This is a genomic window from Cupriavidus sp. 01L45, from assembly GCF_056399885.1.
In genome coordinates this window covers 42,996-63,437 of sequence record NZ_JBFTSG010000001.1, presented here as the reverse complement: position 1 = coordinate 63,437, position 20,442 = coordinate 42,996, and the positions used below count along the sequence as shown (strand labels likewise).

The window sequence follows — 20,442 nt, the reverse complement described above, 5'->3', positions numbered from 1 at the left end:
AGAATCTCCGCGTAGGTCAGGAGCGAGGTCATTCATTCGGCCTTCCGGTAGTACGACTGCAGCATGGCGCGGGTGGCGGTGTTGGCACCGAAGCCCATCGCGGTGACGCGAAAGATGTAGACGACCGGAGCGTCGGGGCTCCCGGAAGCACCGGGCGATGTGTCCTGGATCGGCTCGATGATGTAGCGGGGAAGGGCGGCGGGCAGCAGGCCCGTGGGCGCGGTCGGGAACTGGCGTCCGGTGAAGGTGCCGTAGGCCACCGCGCGGGCATTCGCCCCGGTCTGCGCAAAGTCCACGGCTTCCCAGTTCGGGGTGCCGCTGTCGACGGCCGCGCACAGGCCCTGGAAGGCTGCGCCAGGCGTGCTCCCCGTGTTGCAGCCGGCGACGAAGGGCAGCAGGTTCGGATTGCTGCCAGAGAACAGGGCGGAGCGGCTGTTGACGGCAACGACACCCTGGATGTCCATCTCGGCATCCTGTAGCGCCATTTCGGCCGCTTGCACTGCAAGGTCGCGGTCGCGCTGGTTGGATGCCATGCGTTTGCTGTTGATCGCCAGGCGCGCGCCGGCCACGGCCATGATGCTGATCATCAGGAGCATGACCAGGCCGGTGATCAGGGCAATGCCGCGCTGGGCGGCTGGCTTGAGAGGGGCGCTCATGATGGGGAGCAAGTGCGGCACGTTGCGACGTTGCGCAGTTGGACGGTGACCGAGTATTGGCGGCGCAAGCGCTGTAGCTGCGTGGTCGGCTTGTAGGTCGCGTCGTTGACGGTGCTGTCGCCGCCATAGAGCGTGCCGAAGAGCTGGAAAGTGGGGACCTCCGGCACCGGGCTGGTCGCGGTGTCGCCGGCCAGTATCAGGGCAATTTTCAGCGACACGACGGTTTGCCATTTGGTGGCCAGAGCCAGCACATCCGTGGCCGGCAGGTAACGGTCCGGGATGTAGTCATTGTTGGTGTCGACCCCGTACAGCACCTGGAACACCTCAACACCGGAGATGATTGGCACGGAGGTGATCGCGGTGTTCGAGATTTCCTTGTTGGATGCATCGCGAGCGCGATAGCCGCACATCAGTTGCGGGTTGCCGCTCGGGTCGTTGGGGTCTGGCGCCACGAAGAAGCGCGCAAAGCCGCGCGCAAGGTCCGCGTCCTCCCATGCTTGTGGTTCCGCGACGCCATTGCCGGAGCAATCGATCATGCTGTTGTCGGGCACGGTGCGATCCGACGGCGTGCCCGAACCGAAAAAGCGCACCTGCAGCACGTCGCTCTTGTTCACGGGGTTGGTGGTGCCCGGCAGGCACGACAGGTTGAGGCTCGCGTCCTGGCCCGGGCTGGCGCAGTTGTCGACGCCGCTGATCGTGGGTGACAACGCGACGGTGGTCGGCATGATGCCGCCAGGCGCCTGGGCGATGGGCCCGCTGGCCGGGTTTGTTGCCGGCGCGCTGTTGCCGGCGTAGTTGGTCCATGCGGACTGCCGCACGATGCGGACGATGGTGTCCAGGGCAAAACGGCCCTTCTCGTCGAGCGCGGTGGTGTCGTCGATGGTGCTGTAGTTGGTGCGGCTGCCCAAATAAACGGCGGTCGCTGCCAGTGTCAGCAACAGGCCGAGGACCATCGCGACCATCAGTTCGACCAGCGACATGCCCGACTGGGCATGCCGGTACGGCTTGCGGAGCGTACGCATCAGTTCACCGTGCCGGGCGTGGCGACGATGACGATCTGCGGCCGCGTGTTCATGTCGGCGAGATCGGCGCCGGTGCCCAGCGTCTTGCTGCTCAGGCGCGATATCCACCCGACCTTGATGACGATCGGCGCATCGTCGACACGGCCGCTTGCAGCGGCCGTGCAGCCCCAGGAAAAGCCGGACGTCTGGTTATAGGCAACGGTATCGCGGCAGATCACCGCCCGGCCGCCGGGCAGGGCGGCGGCTACCCGGTTCCACCACTCGATCACATCGAAGCGGGCTGTGTCCTGCGCGCAGGAGAGCAGCGTGCTGGCGCAGGCCGTCGTATAGGGATTACGCGTCAGCGCGGGCAGCTGGCTGGTCTGGGTGTCGATGAAATACAGGTTGGGCGCGAGGGCCTCGGCGGCCGCGCCCACGCCGGAGACGGCAGTGTTCGCACGCATGCGCTCGGCCATTTCGGTGGCCAGCTGCATGGCAACGGTATCGTAGGAGGCTTGCTGGGAAAAACGCGAGGAATTGAGGAGCAGGCTGGCGACCCCGAGCACGCCAATCGCCAATACGACCATTGCCACCAATGCTTCGAGCATGGCAAAGCCGGCCGTCCCCCGACAGCTTGACTGACCCATTCTGACCCTCGTCCGAAAAGACTACTTTCTTTTGGCTTCGTTCTATTGTTTTGTCACTACTACCCAGGCGGAAGTATAGATATAGGAATGAAGCCTAGGGCACAGTTTGGAAAGAATTAAACAACGTTCCCGTTACTTTTTCTACTGCTTCCGTGGGGTAGACGTTGAAAACTCATCCAGCATGTCGCGGAATTCCGACACGTCTTCAAAGCTCCGGTACACCGAGGCAAAGCGGATGTAGGCGATTTTGTCGAGCCGGCGCAGTTCGCGCATGACCAGTTCCCCGACCTGGCTGCTGGGGATTTCCTTCTCGCCGAGCGCGAGCAGCTTTTCTTCGATGCGGGTGATGGAGGCGTCGATGGCTTCAGCGGAGACCGGGCGCTTGCGCAGCGCCAGGCGCATGGAGTCCTTCAGCTTGTCGCGGGTGTAGTCCGCGCGGGAGCCGTTTTTCTTGACGATGGCGGGGAAGAACAGCTCGATCCGCTCATAGGTGGTGAAGCGGCGGTCGCAGGATTCGCAGCGGCGGCGACGGCGGACTGTATCGCCTTCCTCGGACATGCGCGTGTCCAGGACCTGGGTATTGGAATGAGCGCAAAAGGGGCATTTCATGCCTGACCACCTCGAAGTTTGAACCGGGGCGCGTGCTGCGCGCGCAGCGTCTTGTCATTCTGTGTCGCGCTGGGCTGGGTTGGCAAGGCCCGCCGGCAGCGCTGGCGCGCCGCGGCGGACTGCCGGCCACCCGCGCGTGGGCGGGTGGCGCAGGGGGATCAGCCGTAGACCGGGAAACGCTTGGTCAGGGCTGCCACTTGCTCGCGCACGCTGGCGATATTGGCCAGGTCGTGCGGATTCTCCAGCACGTCGGCGACAAGGTTGGCCACCACGCGGGCTTCTTCTTCCTTGAAGCCGCGGGTGGTCATGGCCGGCGAACCCAGGCGGATACCCGAGGTGACGAAGGGCTTTTCCGGGTCGTTGGGGATGGCGTTCTTGTTGACGGTGATGTGCGCTTCGCCCAGGACCTTTTCGGCTTCCTTGCCGGTGATCTGCATGGCGCGCAGGTCGACCAGCATCACGTGGCTCTCGGTGCGGCCCGAGACGATGCGCAGGCCGCGCTCGGTCAGGGTTTCGGCCATGACGCGGGCGTTCTTGACCACTTGCTGCTGGTAGGTCTTGAACTCGGGCGACAGGGCTTCCTTGAAGGCCACGGCCTTGCCGGCAATCACGTGCATCAGGGGGCCGCCCTGGATGCCGGGGAAGATGGCCGAGTTGATGGCCTTCTCGTGCTCGGCCTTCATCAGGATCACGCCACCGCGCGGGCCGCGCAGGCTCTTGTGGGTGGTGGTGGTGACAAAGTCGGCGTGCGGAACCGGGTTCGGGTACTCGCCGGCGGCGATCAGGCCGGCGTAGTGGGCCATGTCGACCATGAACAGGGCGCCGATCGATTTGGCAACCTTGGCGATGCGTTCGAAGTCGATGCGCAGGGCGAAGGCCGAGGCGCCGGCGATGATCAGCTTGGGCTTCTTTTCCTGTGCCAGCTTTTCCAGCGCGACGTAGTCGATGTCTTCGTTGGCGTCCAGACCGTAGCTCACCACGTTGAACCACTTGCCGCTCATGTTGAGCGCCATGCCGTGGGTCAGGTGGCCGCCTTCGGCCAGGCTCATGCCCATGATGGTGTCGCCCGGCTTCAGGGTGGCGAAAAACACGCCCTGGTTGGCCTGCGAGCCGGAGTTGGGCTGCACATTGGCTGCTTCGGCGCCGAACAGTTGCTTGACCCGGTCGATGGCGAGCTGCTCGACGACGTCGACATACTCGCAGCCACCGTAGTAGCGCTTGCCGGGATAGCCCTCAGCGTACTTGTTGGTCAGTTGCGAACCCTGGGCGGCCATCACGGCCGGCGAGGTGTAGTTTTCCGAGGCGATCAGCTCGATGTGCTCTTCCTGGCGCTGGTCTTCCTTCTGGATAGCGGCAAAAAGCTCGGGGTCGATCTGGTCGATCGTATAGCGGCTGCGTTCGAACATGGCGAAAACTCGTCTGAAAAAAAGGAGATCCGAATCGGCTTCGGGGTAGGGCGCGCGGGGAAGGCACATGCGACCAGCGCCGGAAAGCGTGGCTAGTCCGGCGCAGGGCGCACCCTGCTTCCCATTCGCTGCCCAGGCGAGCGGCAGGCGCTTGATACATCGCGCCAGAGAAACTTGCGCTTCCTCGTGGTAGTGCCCACTGACTTCGCCAGTCGCGCAAGATGGAATGGTTGGCGGCAGTTTAACGCGAGGCGCCGGCTCGCTGCAAGAAGGCGGAGAGGGCTCGCCGCCCGAAAGTCAACGGCTAGTCTGTCAGGTAATGTAATTGTTGTAATGTCGGGTGAGGGTATACACCGGGTCGGGCCGGCTGTCCGTTACAATCGCGGCCATGAGCAACAATGTGTGGGCCTTGCGGGTGTACTGGGAAGACACCGACGCGGGCGGCGTGGTGTTCTACGCCAATTACCTGAAGTTCTTCGAGCGCGCCCGGACCGAGTGGTTGCGCTCGCTTGGCGTCGAACAGCAAGCGCTGGCCGATGAGACCGGTGTCGTCTTCATCGTCAGAAGCACGGCGGTGGACTACAATGCCCCCGCCCGTCTGGACGACATGCTTGAGATCCGGACCCGGATTGAACGGGTTGGTCCAGCGTCTGTCCAATTCGCCCAGGAAGCCTGGCGTGATGAGCAATTGCTGGCTACCGGCGCCATCCGGGTTGGATGTGTCGATCGCACCACATTTCGCCCGACGCCCATTCCCGCTCCCGTCCTAGCAACCATCAAGACCGCTCGATGAATCCCGTGACCGTCACGCAAGACCTGTCGATCATTTCGCTGGTGCTGCACGCCAGTGTGCTGGCGCAGGCCGTCATGGCCCTGCTGCTGGTGATGTCCCTATTCTCGTGGACATATATCTTCCGCAAGCATTTCTCGCTGCGCTCGGCGCGCACCCAGACCGAGGGCTTCGAGCGCGACTTCTGGGCTGGCGGCGACCTGCAGGCGCTGTACCAGAGCGCGGCCAACAATCGCCACAGCACGGGCGCGCTGGAACGGATCTTCGAGTCCGGCATGGGCGAGTACCTGAAGGCGCGTGAACGCAACCATGACGCCGGGGCGCTGCTCGACGCAGCCCGGCGTGCCATGCGCGCGGCCTACCAGCGCGAGATGGATGTGATGGAATCGCATCTTCCATTCCTGGCCTCGGTGGGCTCTGTCAGTCCTTATATCGGCCTGTTCGGCACGGTGTGGGGCATCATGAACGCCTTCCGCGGATTGTCCAACGTGCAGCAAGCAACGCTTGCCGCGGTTGCGCCCGGCATTGCCGAGGCGCTGGTCGCCACCGCCATCGGTCTGTTCGCGGCGATTCCTGCCGTGATCGCGTACAACCGCTACGCCACCGAGGTGGATCGCCTGGCCATCCGTTTCGAGAGCTTCATGGAAGAATTCCTGAATATCCTGCAACGGCAGACCCGCTAAAGCGCCGAAACCACCAACGTCATCGGTCAAGGAGATACCTGCAATGGCAGCGATACAGCGCCGCGGCGGCTCGCGCCGCCGGGCCAGCGCCGACATCAATGTCGTGCCCTACATCGACGTGATGCTGGTGCTGCTCGTCATTTTCATGGTGGCCGCACCGATCGTGAACCCCGCCGTGGTCGATCTGCCCAGCGTGGCCAATGCCACGCAGCAGCAGAAAGCGCCGCCCATCGTCGTTACCGTGCATGAAGACGGCGCGCTCACCGCGCGCGGCAAGGATGGCGCCGGCAATGCCTTCGAGCGCAAGCTCGACAAGCAGGGCCTGATCGATTTCGTGCACCAGCGCCAGAACGAGAATCCCGACCAGCCGGTGGTGATCGCTGCCGACCGCTCGGTCAAGTACGAGGCCGTGCTCGACGTGATGTCGGTGCTCAAGGCCGATGGCGTGAAGCGCGTCGGCCTGATGGTCAAGCCCAAGTAAGCACCGCCGCCCGCCATGAAGACCGCCGCCTATCCTTACCAGCCGGCCCCGGAGCGGGGAACCCTGCGTTCCTTCCTGCTCGCGGTTTTCATGCACCTGCTGCTTGGCATCGTGCTGTATTTTGGCGTGCACTGGCAGAGCAGCACGCCCGTCGGCGCCGAAGCCGAACTCTGGGACGAGATCCCCGCAACCCCCGCGCCGACGCCGCTTCCCGCTCCGCTGCCCGCACCTGTGGCGGTCGAGCAGGCGCGCCCCGTGCCGCCCGCGCCGGCAGTGAAGTCGCGCGCCGAAGAGGACGCCGAGATCGCCCTCCAGCAGCAAAAGCGCCGCCAGGCCGAAGCCGCCGCCCGCGAGGAGGCGCGCAAGCAGGCCGACCTGCGCGCGCGCCAGGAAACCGAGCGCCAGGAGGCGGCCCGCAAGGAAGCCCAGCATAAGGAAGACCTGCGCCGCGAAGAACAACGCCGCGAGGAGCAGAAGAAGGAAGATCAGAAGAAGGAGGCCCAGCGCAAGGACGACGCGCGCAAGCAGGCCGCCATCCAGCACGATCTACAGCGCAAGGAACAGGCTGAGCGCGAGCGCAAGGAAGCCGAAGCGAAGGCCCGCGCCGATGCCAAGGCGAAGGCGAATGCCGATGCCAAGGCCGCCGCCACCGCCAAGGCAAACGCGGAAGCCAAGGCCGCCGCCAACGCGAAGGCCAAGGCGGATGCCGACGCCAAGGCCAAGCGCGACGCTGCCGCCAATGCCCAGCGCCATGGCGAACTGGCACGCCTGCAGGCCCTGGCCGGTGGCTCGGGTACCGCCGGTGGCGCCGGCGGCGTCGGCAGCAGTGCGGGCAGCGGCGCCGGCTCGGGCGGCAAGGCTTCGCCCGGCTACCCGGACCGCGTGCGTCGCCGCGTCAAGCCGAATATCGTATTTACTGAAGACGTGCCCGGCAATCCGGCCGCGGTGGTGTCCGTCCAGCTCGCGCCGGATGGCTCCCTGATGTCGTCGCGGCTGGCGAAGTCCAGCGGCAATGCCGCCTGGGACAGCGCGGTGCTGCGCGCCGTCGAGCGCTCGGACCCGCTGCCCCGCGACGAGAATGGCAAGGCGCCGGCCAGCCTTACCATCACGTTCAAGCCGAACGACTAAGGCGAGGGAGCGCGGCGATAGCGATGGCACGGGTGTTTTCGAATTGCAACAGATTGCAACCTGCGTCGAAGCCGGGCTATCCCGGCGCTAGGATGACAGGTTGCCTGACGCGGCCGGCAAATGTGCCCGGTGCACGCGATACGGGCATGCGACATGCTTGCCCGTACCACGGCTTCCAGTTTGCCGGCCGCGCTCGATGAATATTGATCTCGACTGAGGAGCAGCATGCGAAAGCTTTGGGCCCCCCTTTGGCTAGCCGCACGGCGGCACAACACCCCCGCGCACGCCCTGTTTGCCTGGCTGGCCGTGGCGCTGGCCCTTTCGGCCGGCAGCGCACAGGCGCAACTGAATGTTGAAATCACCGGCGTAGGCGCCAGCCAGTTCCCGATCGCCACCGCCAACTTCCAGGGCGAAGCACAGGCCCCGCAAAATGTCACCGCCATCATTCGCGGCGACCTGCAGCGCAGCGGGCGCTTCCGCAATATCGATCCGGCTGGCGCCACCGTGGCCGAATCCGCCAATGCCGACCTTGGCAACTGGAAGTCGCGCGGCGCCGATGCCTTCGTGGCAGGCAGCGTGACCCCGACCGGCAACGGCCAGTACGACGTGCGCTTCCGCCTCTACGATACCGTCAAGGGCCAGAGCCTTGGCGGACTGGCCTTCACCGTCGGGCCGAACCAGTTGCGCGTCGCCGGGCACAAGATCGCCGACTACATCTACGAGAAGCTGCTGGGCGAGCGTGGCGTGTTCGCCACTCGCCTGTCCTATGTCTCACGCGTGGGTGGGCGCTTCCAGCTGCTGATCTCGGACTCCGACGGCCAGAATTCCCAGGTGGCGCTGACCAGCAACGAGCCGATCATCTCGCCTTCGTGGTCGCCGGATGGCAGCAAGGTCGCCTACGTGTCCTTCGAGGCCAAGAAGCCCGTGGTTTACGTGCACGACCTGGCAAGTGGCCGCCGTACGCTGGTGTCCAACCAGAAGGGCAACAACAGCGCGCCTTCGTGGTCGCCCGACGGGCACCACCTGGCGGTCGCGCTGTCGCGCGACGGCAATACCCAGATCTACCAGGTCAACGCCGATGGCTCCGGCCTCAAGCGCCTCACGCGCAGCAGCGCCATCGACACCGAGCCGCAATACGCGCCGGACGGCCGCGGCATTTACTTCACCAGCGATCGCGGCGGCGCGCCGCAGATCTACCGCATGCCGGCCGGCGGGGAAGAAGGCGGTGCAGCCCAGCGTGTGACCTTCAAGGGCAGCTACAACGTGAGCCCGCGCATTTCGCCTGACGGCAAGCAGCTGGCCTATATCACCCGCAGCGGCGGCTTCAAGCTGCAGCTGATGGATCTCGGCAACGGCGATGTCACGTCGCTGACCGACACCGCCAACGACGAGGCGCCAAGCTTCGCCGCCAATGGCAAGTACATTCTTTATGCCACCCGGGTGGGAGGTCGCTCGGTGCTGGCGGCAGTGTCCACTGACGGGCGTACCCGGCAGGTTTTGTCGCTCCAGTCCGGCGAGGTTCGCGAGCCGTCCTGGGGCCCATTCATGCAATAAACGAGGAGTTCCTAGCCATGACCCAAATGATGACCAAAACCCTTGCCGTCGCTGCCCTGCTGGCCCTCGGCGCTTGCAGCTCCGGCGTCAAGCTGGACGACACCGCCAACGCCGGTGCCGGTGGCAAGGGCACGCCTTCGAACGACGCTCGCGCCGTGGCGCCGGTGGACGTCTCGCGCGATCCGCTGAACGACCCGAACAGCCCGCTGGCCAAGCGCAGCGTGTACTTCGACTTCGACAGCTACAGCGTCAAGTCCGACTACCAGGGCATGCTGTCCGAGCACGCCAAGTACCTGGCCGCCAACAAGGGCCGCCGCATCCTGATCCAGGGCAACACCGACGAGCGCGGTACCAGCGAGTACAACCTGGCGCTGGGCCAGAAGCGTGCCGAGGCCGTGCGCCGCTCCATGTCCTCGCTGGGCGTGCCGGAAAGCCAGATGGAAGCCGTCAGCCTGGGCAAGGAAAAGCCCAAGGCAACCGGCCATGACGAAGCCTCGTGGGCGGAAAACCGCCGCGCGGACATCACGTACTAATCCGCGGATAGCCAACTCATGAAAGCACGCGTCTCCAAGTTGGTATTGCTTACTGCGATGTCCTGCGCCAGCCTGCTGCATGTTGCGCAGGCGCGGGCCGGCGTGTTCGACGATGACGAGGCGCGCAAAGCCATCGTGACCATGCGGGACCAGTTCAACGGTTTCCAGGCGACGGCATCGCAGCGCATCGACCAGAACAGCCGCGCCCAGCTCGACATGCAGAACCAGCTCGAGGGCCTGCGCCAGGAAGTGGCGCGGCTGCGCGGCCAGAACGAGATGCTGCAGAACGAAGTGACCACGCTGCAGAAACAGCAGAAGGACTACTACGCCGACCTCGATGCGCGCCTGAAGAAATTCGAGCCGCAGCAGGTCACCGTGGATGGCCGGGAAGGCCTGTCGCAACCCGGCGAGAAGACTGAATACGATGCCGCGCTCAAGCAGTTCCAGACCGGGGACTTCAAGGGTGCCGGCAACGTGTTCTCGGCCTTCATCAAGAAGTACCCGCAGAGCCCGTATGTGCCGCTGGCGCAATACTGGCTAGGTAACTCGTTGTATGCGCAGCGGGATTACAGCCGTTCCACCACGGTGCTGCAAAACATGGTGCAGGCCTATCCGGATCACCCCAAGGTGCCGGATGCGCTGATCGCCATCGCCAACAACCAGATCGAATCGGGGCAGAAGCCCGCGGCCCGCAAGACCCTGGAGCAGGTGGTAGCCAAATACCCCGGCACCGAGGGCGCGCAGGCGGCGACCAATCGCCTCAAGACGCTGAAGTAAGCGCCGCGCTGGGCAGGGCGCCGGTGGCAGGCGAACGACGCAAGGCCCGCATCCGCGGGCCTTTTGTCGTGGTCGCGCTAAAATGCGCGATTCGCCTTGAATTTTGCGTGGCGCCGCCAGGCGCCGCCCCCCCGCCATCATGAAAAAACGCGCTATCGTCCTGCTTTCCGGCGGCCTGGACTCCGCCACCGTCCTTGCCATGGCCAATGCGCAGGATTTCGAGACCTATGCGCTGTCGATGCGCTATGGCCAGCGCCATTCCTCGGAACTGGAGGCAGCCAAGCGCGTGGCGGCGGCCCTGGGCGCGGTGCGCCACGAGATCATCGACCTCGACCTGCGCCGCTTCGGCGGCTCGGCGCTGACCGACGATAGCCTGGACGTGCCCACCGACGGCGCGGTCGGCGGGATTCCGGTCACCTATGTGCCGGCCCGCAATACCATCATGCTTTCGCTGGCCCTGGGCTGGGCCGAGGCCGTTGGCGGCCGCGACCTGTTCTTCGGCGCCAACGCGGTCGATTACTCAGGCTATCCGGATTGCCGGCCCGAGTATGTTTCTGCCTACGAGACGCTTGCCAACCTGGCCACCAAGGCCGGCGTGGAAGGCGAGCGCATCCGCGTGCACGCGCCCATCATCGACATGACCAAGGGCGAGATCATCCGCGCCGGCGTCGGGCTCGGGGTGGACTACGGCATGACGGTGTCGTGCTACAAGGCCGACGACGACGGCCGCGCCTGCGGGGTGTGCGACTCCTGCCGCATCCGCCGCGCGGGTTTCGAGGCCGCAGGCGTGCCCGATCCCACCCGCTACCAGGGCGCCGCCTGACGGTTGCGCAAGAAGAGCGCGCGTCCGCGCGCGCTCAACCCTGACGCCGCACACACCCGTTCCGATTCCCCCGCCGGACTCTCATGCCCGATATCGATCTCGCAGCGCTCAGCCGTACCATACTGGCGAGCACCTTCATCCTGACCTTCCTGTTTGGGGTGGTGCTCCAGCGCACGCACTTCTGCACCATGGGCGCGGTCTCCGACATCGTCAACATGGGCGACTGGAGCCGCATGCGCATGTGGGGCCTCGCCATCGGCGTGGCCATGATCGGCACCGCCGGGCTGGCGGCGGGCGGTTACATCGATCCCGCCAAGACCATCTATGCCGCAAGCAAGCTCAGCTGGCTTTCCGCGCTGGTGGGCGGGCTGATGTTCGGCTTCGGCATGGTGCTGGCCTCGGGCTGCGGCAGCAAGACCCTGGTGCGCATCGGCGCGGGCAACCTGAAATCGCTGGTGGTATTCGTCTTCCTCGGGCTGTCCGCCTATATGACGTTGCGCGGCCTGTTCGGCGTGATTCGCGTGAATACCGTCGATGCGGTGGCGCTCACGCTGTCCACCACGCAGGACCTGCCCTCCGTGCTGGCGCATGCCAGCGGCATGGCGCGTGGCACCCTGCAGCTTGGCATCGGGCTGGTGCTGGGCGGCGCGCTGGTTATCTGGGCGCTGGCCGGACGTGGCTTCCGAACTTTCGATAACCTGCTGGGCGGCATTGCGGTGGGGCTCATCATCGTGGCGATGTGGTACGTCTCGGGGCATATTGGCTATGTGTCCGAAGATCCCAACACGCTCGAAGAGCTGTTCGTGGGCACCAATAGCGGCCGCATGGAAAGCCTGAGCTTCGTCGCTCCGTATGCCTATACGCTGGACTGGCTGATGATGTTCAGTGACAAGAGCAAGGTGTTGACCATTGGCATCGTCAGCGTGTTCGGCGTGGTGGCCGGGGCCGCCGCCTATGCGCTGGTCACGCGCACCTTCCGCTGGGAAGGCTTTGGCAGCGCCGAGGACGTTGGCAACCATCTGGTGGGCGGCATCCTGATGGGCGCGGGCGGCGTGACCGCCCTGGGCTGCACGATCGGCCAGGGCTTGTCGGGCGTATCGACGCTGGCAATCGGCTCGTTTATTGCGCTGGCCGGCATCCTGGCCGGCTCGGTGCTGGGCTTCCGCTACCAGATATGGCGCCTTGAGCGCATGATCTAGCACGAACGTTTAACGCGCTAAGGTTGACATTAGGGCCAGGATATTCCTATAATCGCGGCTTCAGTTTTTCCGGGTCGTTAGCTCAGTCGGTAGAGCAGCGGACTTTTAATCCGTTGGTCGCGTGTTCGAGTCACGCACGACCCACCAGCATTGCGAAAAGGCGTAGCGGGCAACCGCTACGCCTTTTTTGTTTTGGGTCCTGGCCGGGGAAAACGGCTGGGCAGGGAACAAAAGCCTGCCCCCTGGCCAGCAGCAATCAGCCTTGCCTTGCCAGATGCCTGGCCAGAAACGCTTCCATCGCCTCATAGAAGTCGAAGCGGTTCTCCTCGTTGTGAAAGCCGTGGCCTTCGTTTTCCTTGAGCAGGTACTCCACATCGATGCCACGCGCTCGCAGCGCCTCGACAATCTGGTCGCTTTCGGCTTGCTTGACGCGCGGATCGTTGGCGCCCTGGGCCACCAGCAGCGGCGTGCGGATCCGGTCCGCGAAGAACACCGGCGAGGCATCGTGCATGGCCTGGCGGTCGGTTTCGTCGTTGGGATTGCCAATCATCTCGTACAGCATGTCGAGCATCGGCGTCCAGTACGCGGGAATCGTCTCCAGCAGCGTGAACAGGTTCGATACGCCGACATAGTCGATGGCGGCGGCATAACGGTCCGGCGTGAAGGCGACGCCGGCAAGCGTCGCATACCCGCCATAGCTGCCGCCGAAGATCGCCATGCGCTTCGGATCCACGATGCCCTGCGCGACGAGCCAGTCGACGCCGTCGTCGATGTCGCACTGCATCGTCTTGCCCCATTGCTTGAAGCTCGCTTCCCAGAACTTGCGGCCGTAGCCGGTCGAGCCGCGGAAGTTGATCTGCAGCACCGCGTAGCCGCGGTTCGCCAGCAACTGCACCTCGGGGTTGAAGCCCCAGTCGTCACGCGTCCAGGGGCCACCGTGCGGGTTGACAACGAGCGGCAGGCCCTGGGGCGCGGGCTCGCCAGCAGCGGCTACCGGCAGCGTCAGGTAGCCATGGATCTGCAGGCCGTCGCGCGAGGTGAACCGGATCGGCCGCATGCCGGCCATGTCGGCTTCATCGAGCCACGGCAGCACCTTGCCTAGCGTGACCAGCTTGCGCGTGCCGCTGTCGTACAGGTAGCGGGTGCCGGCGGTCCTGTCGCTCGACGCGGAGACGATCATGCGGGTCTCGTCGCGCGTGAGGCTGGTGATGTGGTGCTCGTAGCCCGGCAGCTGCCGTTCCAGGTCCGCATGGATCTGCCCGGCGTGCGCGTCAAAGAAATGGCGGTGCGTCTTCCAGTCCGTGTACCAGGCGGCGCTCAGCACACGGCGGTGACGCGAGTAGCTCAGGCCGCCGACGTCGACTTCATCGTGCTCGAAGACCAGCCGGCCTTCCTGTGCCGTCTGCGGATCGAATTCGAAGATCGCCAGCTTGTCGCGTCCGCGATTGGATTGCACATACAACTGCTTGTTGTCGAAGGTGAAGAACAGCGGCGCGACCGTCTCGCGGAAATCGGTGGTCAGGATCGGGCGGAAGGGCTGGTCCTCGGTATCGCGATAGAGCAGGGTGGTATTCACGCCGTCGCTGGCGGTCGCCACGCGCAGGCGGCCGGCATGATCGGTGCCCCAGCTCATCACATTGCCGGGGTTCTCGGCGATCTGCACCGACTCGCCGGTCACGACATCGACGCGCAGCACATCGAAGACCTGCGGCTCGCGCTTGTTGTGCGACAGCAGGATATGGCGCTCGTCGTCCTCGAGATCGTCGACGATCTCGGCCCGTACGCCGGGGTACGGCGTCAGGTCGACCGGGTCGCCGCCGTCGATCGGCACCGACAGCACGTGGAAGTTCTCGTCGCCGCCAAAGTCTTTCACGTAGAGGATGTGCGCATTGCCTTTCCAGGCGTGGAAGGGCAGGTCACGCTCGGTTTCGCGGGTCAGCGGCCGGGCTTCGCCCAGCAGGTTGCCGTCGGTGTCGATGGCCTGCACGAAAATATTCTGGCGGCCCTGATGCCTGGCCAGGAACGACAGGTGACGTCCATCCGGAGAGATCGAGAACTGGGAGCGGTCCGGCTTGCGAAACAGTTCGCGCACGCTGTAGTGCTTTACCTTCGCGGGTGCCTGCGCACCGGATGAATCGTGGTTTTGACGCAATGCTCACTCCTTGGTGTGTTTGGGGCCGGCAAATACAGCGGCGGGCTCAATCCGTGTGGGCCGCCTCGGGGTGTGTGTCGCCGCGGGCGCCGGCTGGGCCTTCCGGCGGTGCCGGTGGCGTGGAATCCTTGTCCTGGGCCGCATCGCGGCGCTCGATTTCGTCGCGCGTCGAGGTGGACAGGTCCCAACTGGCGATAAACAGCGCGGCGATCAGCGGACCGATGACGAAGCCATTCAGCCCGAACAGCGCCATGCCGCCCAGCGTGGAGATCAGCACCACCCAGTCGGGCATGCGGGTGTCCTTGCCGACCAGGATGGGGCGCAGGACGTTATCCACCGCGCCGATCACCACCGCGCAGAAGCCGATCAGGATCGAGCCTTTGCCCACGTCGCCGGTCAGCAGGAAGTAGATGGCCACCGGCCCCCAGATCAGGGCGGCGCCCACGGCCGGCAGCAGCGACAGGAAGGCCATCAGCACGCCCCATAGCAGCGAGCCCTGGATGCCGAGTATCCAGAAGATCAGGCCGCCCAGCGCGCCTTGCACCGCGGCGACAGCGATATTGCCCTTGACCGTGGCACGGGCCACGGTGGTGAACTTGCGCAGCAGGTGCTGTTTGTGCGGCTCGCTCAGGGGAATGGCCTGCATGATCAGCCGTGAAATCTGCGGACCATCGCGCAGCAAGAAGAACAGCAGGTACAGCATCACGCCGAAGCTGACCACGAACTGGAAGGTGTTCTGTCCGATACTCAGCGCCTGCGTGGCGATGATCTGGCTGGCCTGGGCGGCGCCATTGGTGAGCTTTTGCTGCAAGTCGCCGATATCGAGGAGCCCGAAGCGGTCCAGCACCCGTCCCACCGAAGGTGGCAGCGCGTGCACGGCCTGCTGGAAGTAGGCGCCGAAATTGAGTTGCCCCGACCTGATCTGCTGGTAGACCGTGCCGCCTTCCCGGAGCAGGGCGCCAGTGACGAAGATCAGCGGCAGCACCACGATCAGCATGCACAGCGTCAAGGTGGTCAGCGACGCCAGGTTGCGCCGGCCGCCCATGCGGCGGGTCAGCCAGTTGTTGGGCGGCGTGAAGATGATGGCCAGGATGGTGCCCCAGAACACCGCGCCAAAGAAGGGCCAGAGGACGAAGCAAAAGGCTACCGAGACTACTGCCAGCAGCAGATAGAACGCCTTCTGCTGCATATCCGATCGATGGGTCATTGCGCTGTCCCTTGGGTCAGGTTGGCATCGCGGGGGCGCCGCACGGGCTGCCGCTGGTCGCCAAGGCGCATCGCGCCCGCCACGGGCAAGCGCGCGCTCGAAAGGCAAGGCCAGCGTGTGCCATGGCCTTGCGTCGGGGGTTGCGGTACTAGCGTACCAGCGGGTCGCGAAATCCGGTGTCGACGGTTTCGACGGTGTCGGGCGGAGCCCGCCGGGCAGCTTCCGCGCTGCCCTTCTGCCAGGTTTGATAAACCCAGTAGCCGGCACCTGCCAGGATGCCGAACTTGGAGGCCTTCCACGTCCAGCGCAGCACCGGCGTCTTGCGCAGCAACGGCAGTGCCAGGGACACGGCCGAGCTGAGCAGCGGATATTCCTTGGCCAGGCCCAGCAGCTTGAGCCAGGAAGCAGGCCGGGTCATGCGCGGCAGCCAGGTGCTGAAACGGCCGAACCGGGTTGCGCTGCCCCGTACATGGTGAAGCGCCTGGGCGCAGTCGTAGCGTTCCAGCGCGGCGCGCGTGATCAGAAGTTCCTTGCGGATGGCGAGCGGCAAGCGCACCTCGCGCGAGAAACGCACCGGGCGCTGATGTTCCCGGTGCGGGGTGCCGGCCACGTTCTCCGTGGGCTGGTCTGGCTTGTTCGGGTGGCTCATCGGCGCAGGATCTCCCGGTCTTTGTCGATCTCGGCCAGCGTGGCTTCGAACAGGGGCGGGGCATTGCGCGCCAGGTGACGGGCGAATGCGAGGCAGGCTGCGCAGGCGGTCAGGTAACACGCAACCAGCACGCAGAGGGCTTGCCAGCGGTAAGTGTCCCAGAACAGGATGGCGATCAGCACGGTCAGCGTCACCAGGGCCAGGCCGAAGAACACCAGGCCGAAACAGGCCAGCAAGGCCATCTTAATCAGCCGCGCGCGTTCTTCCGCGAGTTCTACGCTGGCAAGTTCGAGGCGCGTCTGCACCATCGCCACCAATGATCCTGCCAGGCTGCGCAGGGCATCCATAAATTTGGGGGAGGAGGTGGGGTCGCTCATGCAATTCCGGCGAAGGCGTGCAGCGGCAATGCGCTGCACCAGCTACAGACGGGAAGCCCCGCCAGCGGTGTCGGACCACTGGCGGGGCGTTGCCCTGCACCGCCTCGCGACCTACGGAGGACTGGGTGCGGGGCATTCGGGTTCATACGCGAGGCTTGTGGCCTTGCGAATTACTTGCGGTTCAGCAGCAGGCCGATCAGCAGGCCAACACCGGCAGCCACGCCGACGGCGCGCCACGGGTGGTCGTGTACATAGTCATCGGTGGCGCGTGCGGCCGCCTTGCTCTTGGTGACTACGGCGTCCTGCAGGTCCTGGGCCTTTTCCTTGGCTTGCTTCAGCAGGCCCATGCCGCGCTCGCGCAGTTCGGCAGCTTTCTCGCCGGTGGTCGAGGCCGCTTGCTTAAGCAGTTCTTCGGCATCGGACAAAACGGTCTTGACATCGCTCATCAGTTTCTCCTGTTTGCGGGCGGTGGTTTCGGATTGTGACATTTTGCCTTCCTCGCACGTTCTCGGGCAGCTTCTCACCCTCTTTACTAGCATATGCGGGGAACCGCCGTGGTTTCAACACCACGAGTCCGACACCGTGTGTGGGACATTGACGCAGACAAAGGTCCTAAGACAAAAAGGTGATTTTGTAGTGACTTTATATTCGTTTGGGTTGGATCGCAATCTCACTACACTGGTTCAACCCGAATTTGCCCCCTTTGAGGACACCCTTATGACACTACGTCTTGGCGACATCGCACCGGATTTCGAGCAGGATTCCAGTGAAGGCCCGATTCGCTTTCATCCATGGCTTGGCGACAGCTGGGGCGTTCTGTTTTCGCACCCGGCCGACTTCACGCCGGTCTGCACGACCGAGCTGGGTTTGACGGCGAAGCTAAAGGACGATTTTGCCAAGCGCAATGTCAGGGCGATCGCGCTGTCGGTCGATCCGGTCGAGTCCCATCGCGAGTGGATCAAGGACATCGACGAGACCCAGGGTACCACGGTCAATTTCCCCATCCTCGCCGATGGCGACCGCAAGGTTTCCCAGCTCTACGACATGATCCACCCCAATGCGAACGAGACCCTGACGGTACGTTCGCTGTTCGTGATCGATCCGAAGAAGAAGGTGCGCCTGATCATCACCTACCCCGCCAGCACAGGGCGCAATTTCAACGAGATCCTGCGCGTGATCGATTCGCTGCAGCTCACCGACAGCCATAGCGTTGCCACGCCGGGTAACTGGCAGGACGGCGACGACGTGGTGATTGTGCCCTCGCTGAAGGACGAGGAGGTGATAAAGCAGAAATTTCCGAAGGGTTACAAGGCCGTGCGGCCTTACCTGCGGCTGACGCCGCAACCCAACAAGTAAGCGGCTGGCCGGGGCGCACCGCGCCCCGCCGGCCGACCCGTGTTGTACAACGATGGGCTCGCCCGTCGTCTCTCCTTGGTAGTGTGCTTGGCCCGGCTTCGCAGCCGGGCCTTTTTAATTTTCTGCGGGAGAACGGGCGGCCCGGCTTCCGGGCCCGGGAATTTAGAAGAAGGCCTGGATGCCGGTCTGGGCGCGGCCCAGGATCAGTGCGTGGATGTCATGGGTGCCTTCGTAAGTGTTGACCACTTCGAGGTTGACCACGTGACGGATCACGCCGAACTCGTCCGAGATGCCGTTGCCGCCGAGCATGTCGCGCGCGACGCGGGCGATGTCCAGCGATTTGCCGCAGGAGTTGCGCTTCATGATCGAGGTGATTTCCACCGCGGCGGTGCCTTCGTCCTTCATGCGGCCCAGGCGCAGGCAGCCTTGCAGGCCCAGCGTGATCTCGGTCTGCATGTCGGCCAGCTTCTTCTGGATCAACTGGTTGGCCGCCAGGGGACGGCCGAACTGCTTGCGGTCCAGCGTGTACTGTCGCGCGGTGTGCCAGCAGAATTCGGCGGCGCCCAGGGCGCCCCAGGCGATGCCGTAGCGGGCCGAGTTCAGGCAGGTGAAGGGGCCCTTCAGGCCGGATACGCCCGGCATCAGGTTCTCTTCCGGCACGAACACCTGGTCCATGACGATTTCACCGGTGATCGAGGTGCGCAGGCCGACCTTGCCGTGGATGGCCGGAGCCGACAGGCCCTTCCAGCCCTTTTCCAGGATAAAGCCGCGGATGGCTTCCTTGCCGTCGTCGCCGACCAGCTTGCCCCACACCACGAACACATCGGCGATCGGCGAGTTGGTGATCCACATCTTGGCGCCGGAGAGTTCATAGCCGCCCGCCACCTTCTTGGCGCGCGTGACCATGGAGCCCGGGTCGGAGCCGTGGTTGGGTTCGGTCAGGCCGAAACAGCCGATCCACTCGCCGGTGGCCAGCTTGGGCAGGTATTTCTGCTTTTGCGCCTCGCTGCCGAACTCGTGGATCGGCACCATCACCAGCGACGATTGCACGCTCATCATCGAACGGTAGCCCGAATCCACCCGCTCCACTTCGCGCGCGATCAGGCCGTAGGCCACGTAGTTCAGGCCGGGGCCGCCGTATTCCTCGGGAATGGTGGGGCCGAGCAGGCCAAGTTCGCCCATCTCGCGGAAGATCTCGATGTCGGTCTTCTCGTTGCGGAACGATTGCAGTACGCGCGGTGCGAGCTTGTCCTGGCAATAGGCCAGTGCGGCATCGCGCACCATGCGCTCGTCGGCGCTCAGCTGGTCGTCCAGCAAGAGGGGGTCGGCCCAGTGGAATTCGGCGTTGGCAGCCATATTACGTCTCCTTCGATAGTGCAGGTCGGTGCAGGTCGGGATGGGCAGCCGCGCGGGCCGGCCCTGAATTCATGAATTATCGGCGCATTCCGCGCTCTGCCGAGGACTCTTTTAGTTCCGCATTGCGGAACCTTGTTCCGATGATGTAGTATATCGCAATGCGCGGTCCGTGCAATAGGCGCGCGCCTTCATCCCACCCGCGGAGACTTCCTTTGGCCACCGAATCGCAAGCCACGCCCGCAGCAGATGTCGTCAGCGCCACACCGCGCGAAAGCGATCCCAATTTCGTCACCGCGCTGGCGCGCGGCCTTGAGTTGCTGCGTTGTTTCCGCACCGGCGAATCGATGCTCGGCAACCAGGATTTCGTGCGCCGCACCGGCTTCCCCAAGGCAACCGTGAGCCGGCTGGCCGGCACGCTGGTGCAACTGGGCTACCTGCGCTACGACGATAGCCTGGGCAAGTACGCGCTCGACGCCGGCGTGCTGGCGCTGGGATATTCTTACCTCTCCGCTTCCAACGTAGTCACGCTGGCGCGCCCGCACATGCTGGCGTTTGCCCAGGCTTACGGGGTATCCGTCTCGCTGGGCAAGCGGGAGCGGCTGGAGGTGATCTATCTTGAATCGATCCGGAACGATGCGGGTGTGATGCTCGGGCTGGGGGTAGGGTCGCGCCTGTCGCTGGTGTCGAGCTCGATGGGGCGCGCCTACCTGGCGGCCTTGCCGGCGGCCAAGCGCGAGCGGGTGCTGGCGGAGTTTGCCCAGGCCTATCCGGAGCAGTGGAAAACGCAGGAGGCGGCGATGCGTGCCACGGTGGCGGAGGCCGCGACCCTGGGTTACGCGGCGTCATTCCGCGACTGGCATCCTGCCATCCACGCGTGCGCGGTGGCGTTCCGGCCAGTGGGGGAGAAGGAGTTGCACATGCTCAGTTGCAGCGCGTCCTATGGCTCGGTCGAGGAGGCGGTATTCCACGACAAGCTGGCGCCGGCCTTGCGCGCGCTGGCGGCGCGGCTGTCGGACCCGGCGCTCTGAGCGCTCGGGGGGCGGCGGTACCGGCCTGGC

Annotated in this window: 22 protein-coding genes, 1 tRNA gene and 1 riboswitch; of the genes, 12 read left to right on the top strand and 11 right to left on the bottom strand. The window is 64.8% G+C overall.

Going from position 1 to position 20,442, the window contains the following annotated elements:
• Positions 1–32 precede the first annotated feature (32 nt).
• The 5 genes from AC1DT6_RS00345 to glyA form a co-directional block, all read right to left on the bottom strand.
• Positions 33–656 (bottom strand): pilus assembly PilX family protein, encoded by a 624-nt coding sequence (locus AC1DT6_RS00345; protein ID WP_441624839.1) that lies wholly within the window; start codon positions 654–656, stop codon positions 33–35.
• Complete coding sequence (locus tag AC1DT6_RS00340) at positions 653–1,678, bottom strand: PilW family protein (protein ID WP_441624837.1); 1,026 nt, start codon at positions 1,676–1,678, stop codon at positions 653–655. The genes AC1DT6_RS00345 and AC1DT6_RS00340 overlap by 4 nt, the downstream gene beginning before the upstream one ends.
• Entirely contained in the window at positions 1,678–2,265 is a 588-nt protein-coding gene (gene pilV / locus AC1DT6_RS00335; protein WP_441624835.1) for a type IV pilus modification protein PilV, read from the bottom strand. Before pilV ends, AC1DT6_RS00340 begins: the two co-directional genes overlap by 1 nt.
• Before the next feature lie 180 nt (positions 2,266–2,445).
• Positions 2,446–2,913, bottom strand: a complete 468-nt coding sequence (nrdR, locus tag AC1DT6_RS00330; protein ID WP_035863927.1) for a transcriptional regulator NrdR — start codon at positions 2,911–2,913, stop codon at positions 2,446–2,448.
• 158 nt (positions 2,914–3,071) lie between these two features.
• Positions 3,072–4,319 (bottom strand): serine hydroxymethyltransferase, encoded by a 1,248-nt coding sequence (gene glyA, locus AC1DT6_RS00325; RefSeq protein WP_276287961.1) that lies wholly within the window; start codon positions 4,317–4,319, stop codon positions 3,072–3,074.
• Between the two features lie 123 nt (positions 4,320–4,442).
• Positions 4,443–4,545: riboswitch (ZMP/ZTP riboswitch) on the bottom strand.
• A 162-nt stretch (positions 4,546–4,707) separates the two neighbouring features.
• On the opposite strand from glyA, the gene ybgC reads away from it, so the two are divergent.
• From ybgC to AC1DT6_RS00275, 10 genes are all read left to right on the top strand, one after another.
• Positions 4,708–5,112: a tol-pal system-associated acyl-CoA thioesterase gene (gene ybgC / locus AC1DT6_RS00320; protein ID WP_441624832.1), complete on the top strand. Its 405-nt coding sequence runs from the start codon at positions 4,708–4,710 to the stop codon at positions 5,110–5,112.
• Positions 5,109–5,792 (top strand): protein TolQ, encoded by a 684-nt coding sequence (gene tolQ, locus AC1DT6_RS00315; RefSeq protein WP_035863933.1) that lies wholly within the window; start codon positions 5,109–5,111, stop codon positions 5,790–5,792. Before ybgC ends, tolQ begins: the two co-directional genes overlap by 4 nt.
• Before the next feature lie 43 nt (positions 5,793–5,835).
• Complete coding sequence (gene tolR, locus AC1DT6_RS00310) at positions 5,836–6,273, top strand: protein TolR (RefSeq protein ID WP_035863937.1); 438 nt, start codon at positions 5,836–5,838, stop codon at positions 6,271–6,273.
• A 15-nt stretch (positions 6,274–6,288) separates the two neighbouring features.
• Positions 6,289–7,401, top strand: coding sequence for a cell envelope integrity protein TolA (gene tolA, locus AC1DT6_RS00305; protein ID WP_441624830.1), 1,113 nt, complete (start codon positions 6,289–6,291; stop codon positions 7,399–7,401).
• A 225-nt stretch (positions 7,402–7,626) separates the two neighbouring features.
• Positions 7,627–8,955 carry a Tol-Pal system beta propeller repeat protein TolB gene (tolB, locus tag AC1DT6_RS00300; protein ID WP_441624828.1) on the top strand — a complete coding sequence of 443 codons (1,329 nt, stop codon included), beginning with the start codon at positions 7,627–7,629 and terminating at the stop codon, positions 8,953–8,955.
• Positions 8,956–8,972: 17 nt separating this feature from the next.
• Positions 8,973–9,488: a peptidoglycan-associated lipoprotein Pal gene (gene pal, locus AC1DT6_RS00295; protein ID WP_441624826.1), complete on the top strand. Its 516-nt coding sequence runs from the start codon at positions 8,973–8,975 to the stop codon at positions 9,486–9,488.
• Between the two features lie 18 nt (positions 9,489–9,506).
• Positions 9,507–10,265 carry a tol-pal system protein YbgF gene (gene ybgF, locus AC1DT6_RS00290; RefSeq protein WP_035863945.1) on the top strand — a complete coding sequence of 253 codons (759 nt, stop codon included), beginning with the start codon at positions 9,507–9,509 and terminating at the stop codon, positions 10,263–10,265.
• Between the two features lie 139 nt (positions 10,266–10,404).
• A complete protein-coding gene (queC, locus tag AC1DT6_RS00285) occupies positions 10,405–11,088 on the top strand; it encodes a 7-cyano-7-deazaguanine synthase QueC (protein WP_441624824.1) in 684 nt (227 codons plus the stop codon).
• A gap of 83 nt (positions 11,089–11,171) precedes the next feature.
• Complete coding sequence (locus AC1DT6_RS00280; RefSeq protein ID WP_441624822.1) at positions 11,172–12,287, top strand: YeeE/YedE family protein; 1,116 nt, start codon at positions 11,172–11,174, stop codon at positions 12,285–12,287.
• Positions 12,288–12,358: 71 nt separating this feature from the next.
• Positions 12,359–12,434, top strand: a tRNA-Lys gene (locus tag AC1DT6_RS00275).
• A 109-nt stretch (positions 12,435–12,543) separates the two neighbouring features.
• On the opposite strand, the gene AC1DT6_RS00270 is transcribed toward AC1DT6_RS00275, so the two are convergent.
• The 5 genes from AC1DT6_RS00270 to AC1DT6_RS00250 form a co-directional block, all read right to left on the bottom strand.
• Entirely contained in the window at positions 12,544–14,439 is a 1,896-nt protein-coding gene (locus AC1DT6_RS00270; RefSeq protein ID WP_441624820.1) for a S9 family peptidase, read from the bottom strand.
• A 46-nt stretch (positions 14,440–14,485) separates the two neighbouring features.
• A complete protein-coding gene (locus tag AC1DT6_RS00265; protein WP_441624818.1) occupies positions 14,486–15,646 on the bottom strand; it encodes an AI-2E family transporter in 1,161 nt (386 codons plus the stop codon).
• Between the two features lie 148 nt (positions 15,647–15,794).
• Positions 15,795–16,295 (bottom strand): DUF3318 domain-containing protein, encoded by a 501-nt coding sequence (locus tag AC1DT6_RS00260; protein ID WP_441624816.1) that lies wholly within the window; start codon positions 16,293–16,295, stop codon positions 15,795–15,797.
• Entirely contained in the window at positions 16,292–16,672 is a 381-nt protein-coding gene (locus tag AC1DT6_RS00255) for a phage holin family protein (protein ID WP_441624814.1), read from the bottom strand. Before AC1DT6_RS00255 ends, AC1DT6_RS00260 begins: the two co-directional genes overlap by 4 nt.
• 170 nt (positions 16,673–16,842) lie before the next feature.
• Entirely contained in the window at positions 16,843–17,160 is a 318-nt protein-coding gene (locus AC1DT6_RS00250; protein WP_324291756.1) for an ElaB/YgaM/YqjD family protein, read from the bottom strand.
• Positions 17,161–17,389: 229 nt separating this feature from the next.
• Between AC1DT6_RS00250 and AC1DT6_RS00245 the strand changes: the two genes are divergently transcribed.
• A complete protein-coding gene (locus AC1DT6_RS00245) occupies positions 17,390–18,028 on the top strand; it encodes a peroxiredoxin (RefSeq protein ID WP_441624812.1) in 639 nt (212 codons plus the stop codon).
• A gap of 162 nt (positions 18,029–18,190) precedes the next feature.
• On the opposite strand, the gene AC1DT6_RS00240 is transcribed toward AC1DT6_RS00245, so the two are convergent.
• The gene (locus tag AC1DT6_RS00240; protein WP_035863960.1) at positions 18,191–19,384 is read right to left on the bottom strand and encodes an acyl-CoA dehydrogenase; all 1,194 of its coding nucleotides are present in this window, start codon (positions 19,382–19,384) and stop codon (positions 18,191–18,193) included.
• A 212-nt stretch (positions 19,385–19,596) separates the two neighbouring features.
• On the opposite strand from AC1DT6_RS00240, the gene AC1DT6_RS00235 reads away from it, so the two are divergent.
• Positions 19,597–20,412 (top strand): IclR family transcriptional regulator, encoded by an 816-nt coding sequence (locus tag AC1DT6_RS00235; protein WP_441624809.1) that lies wholly within the window; start codon positions 19,597–19,599, stop codon positions 20,410–20,412.
• Positions 20,413–20,442 lie beyond the last annotated feature (30 nt).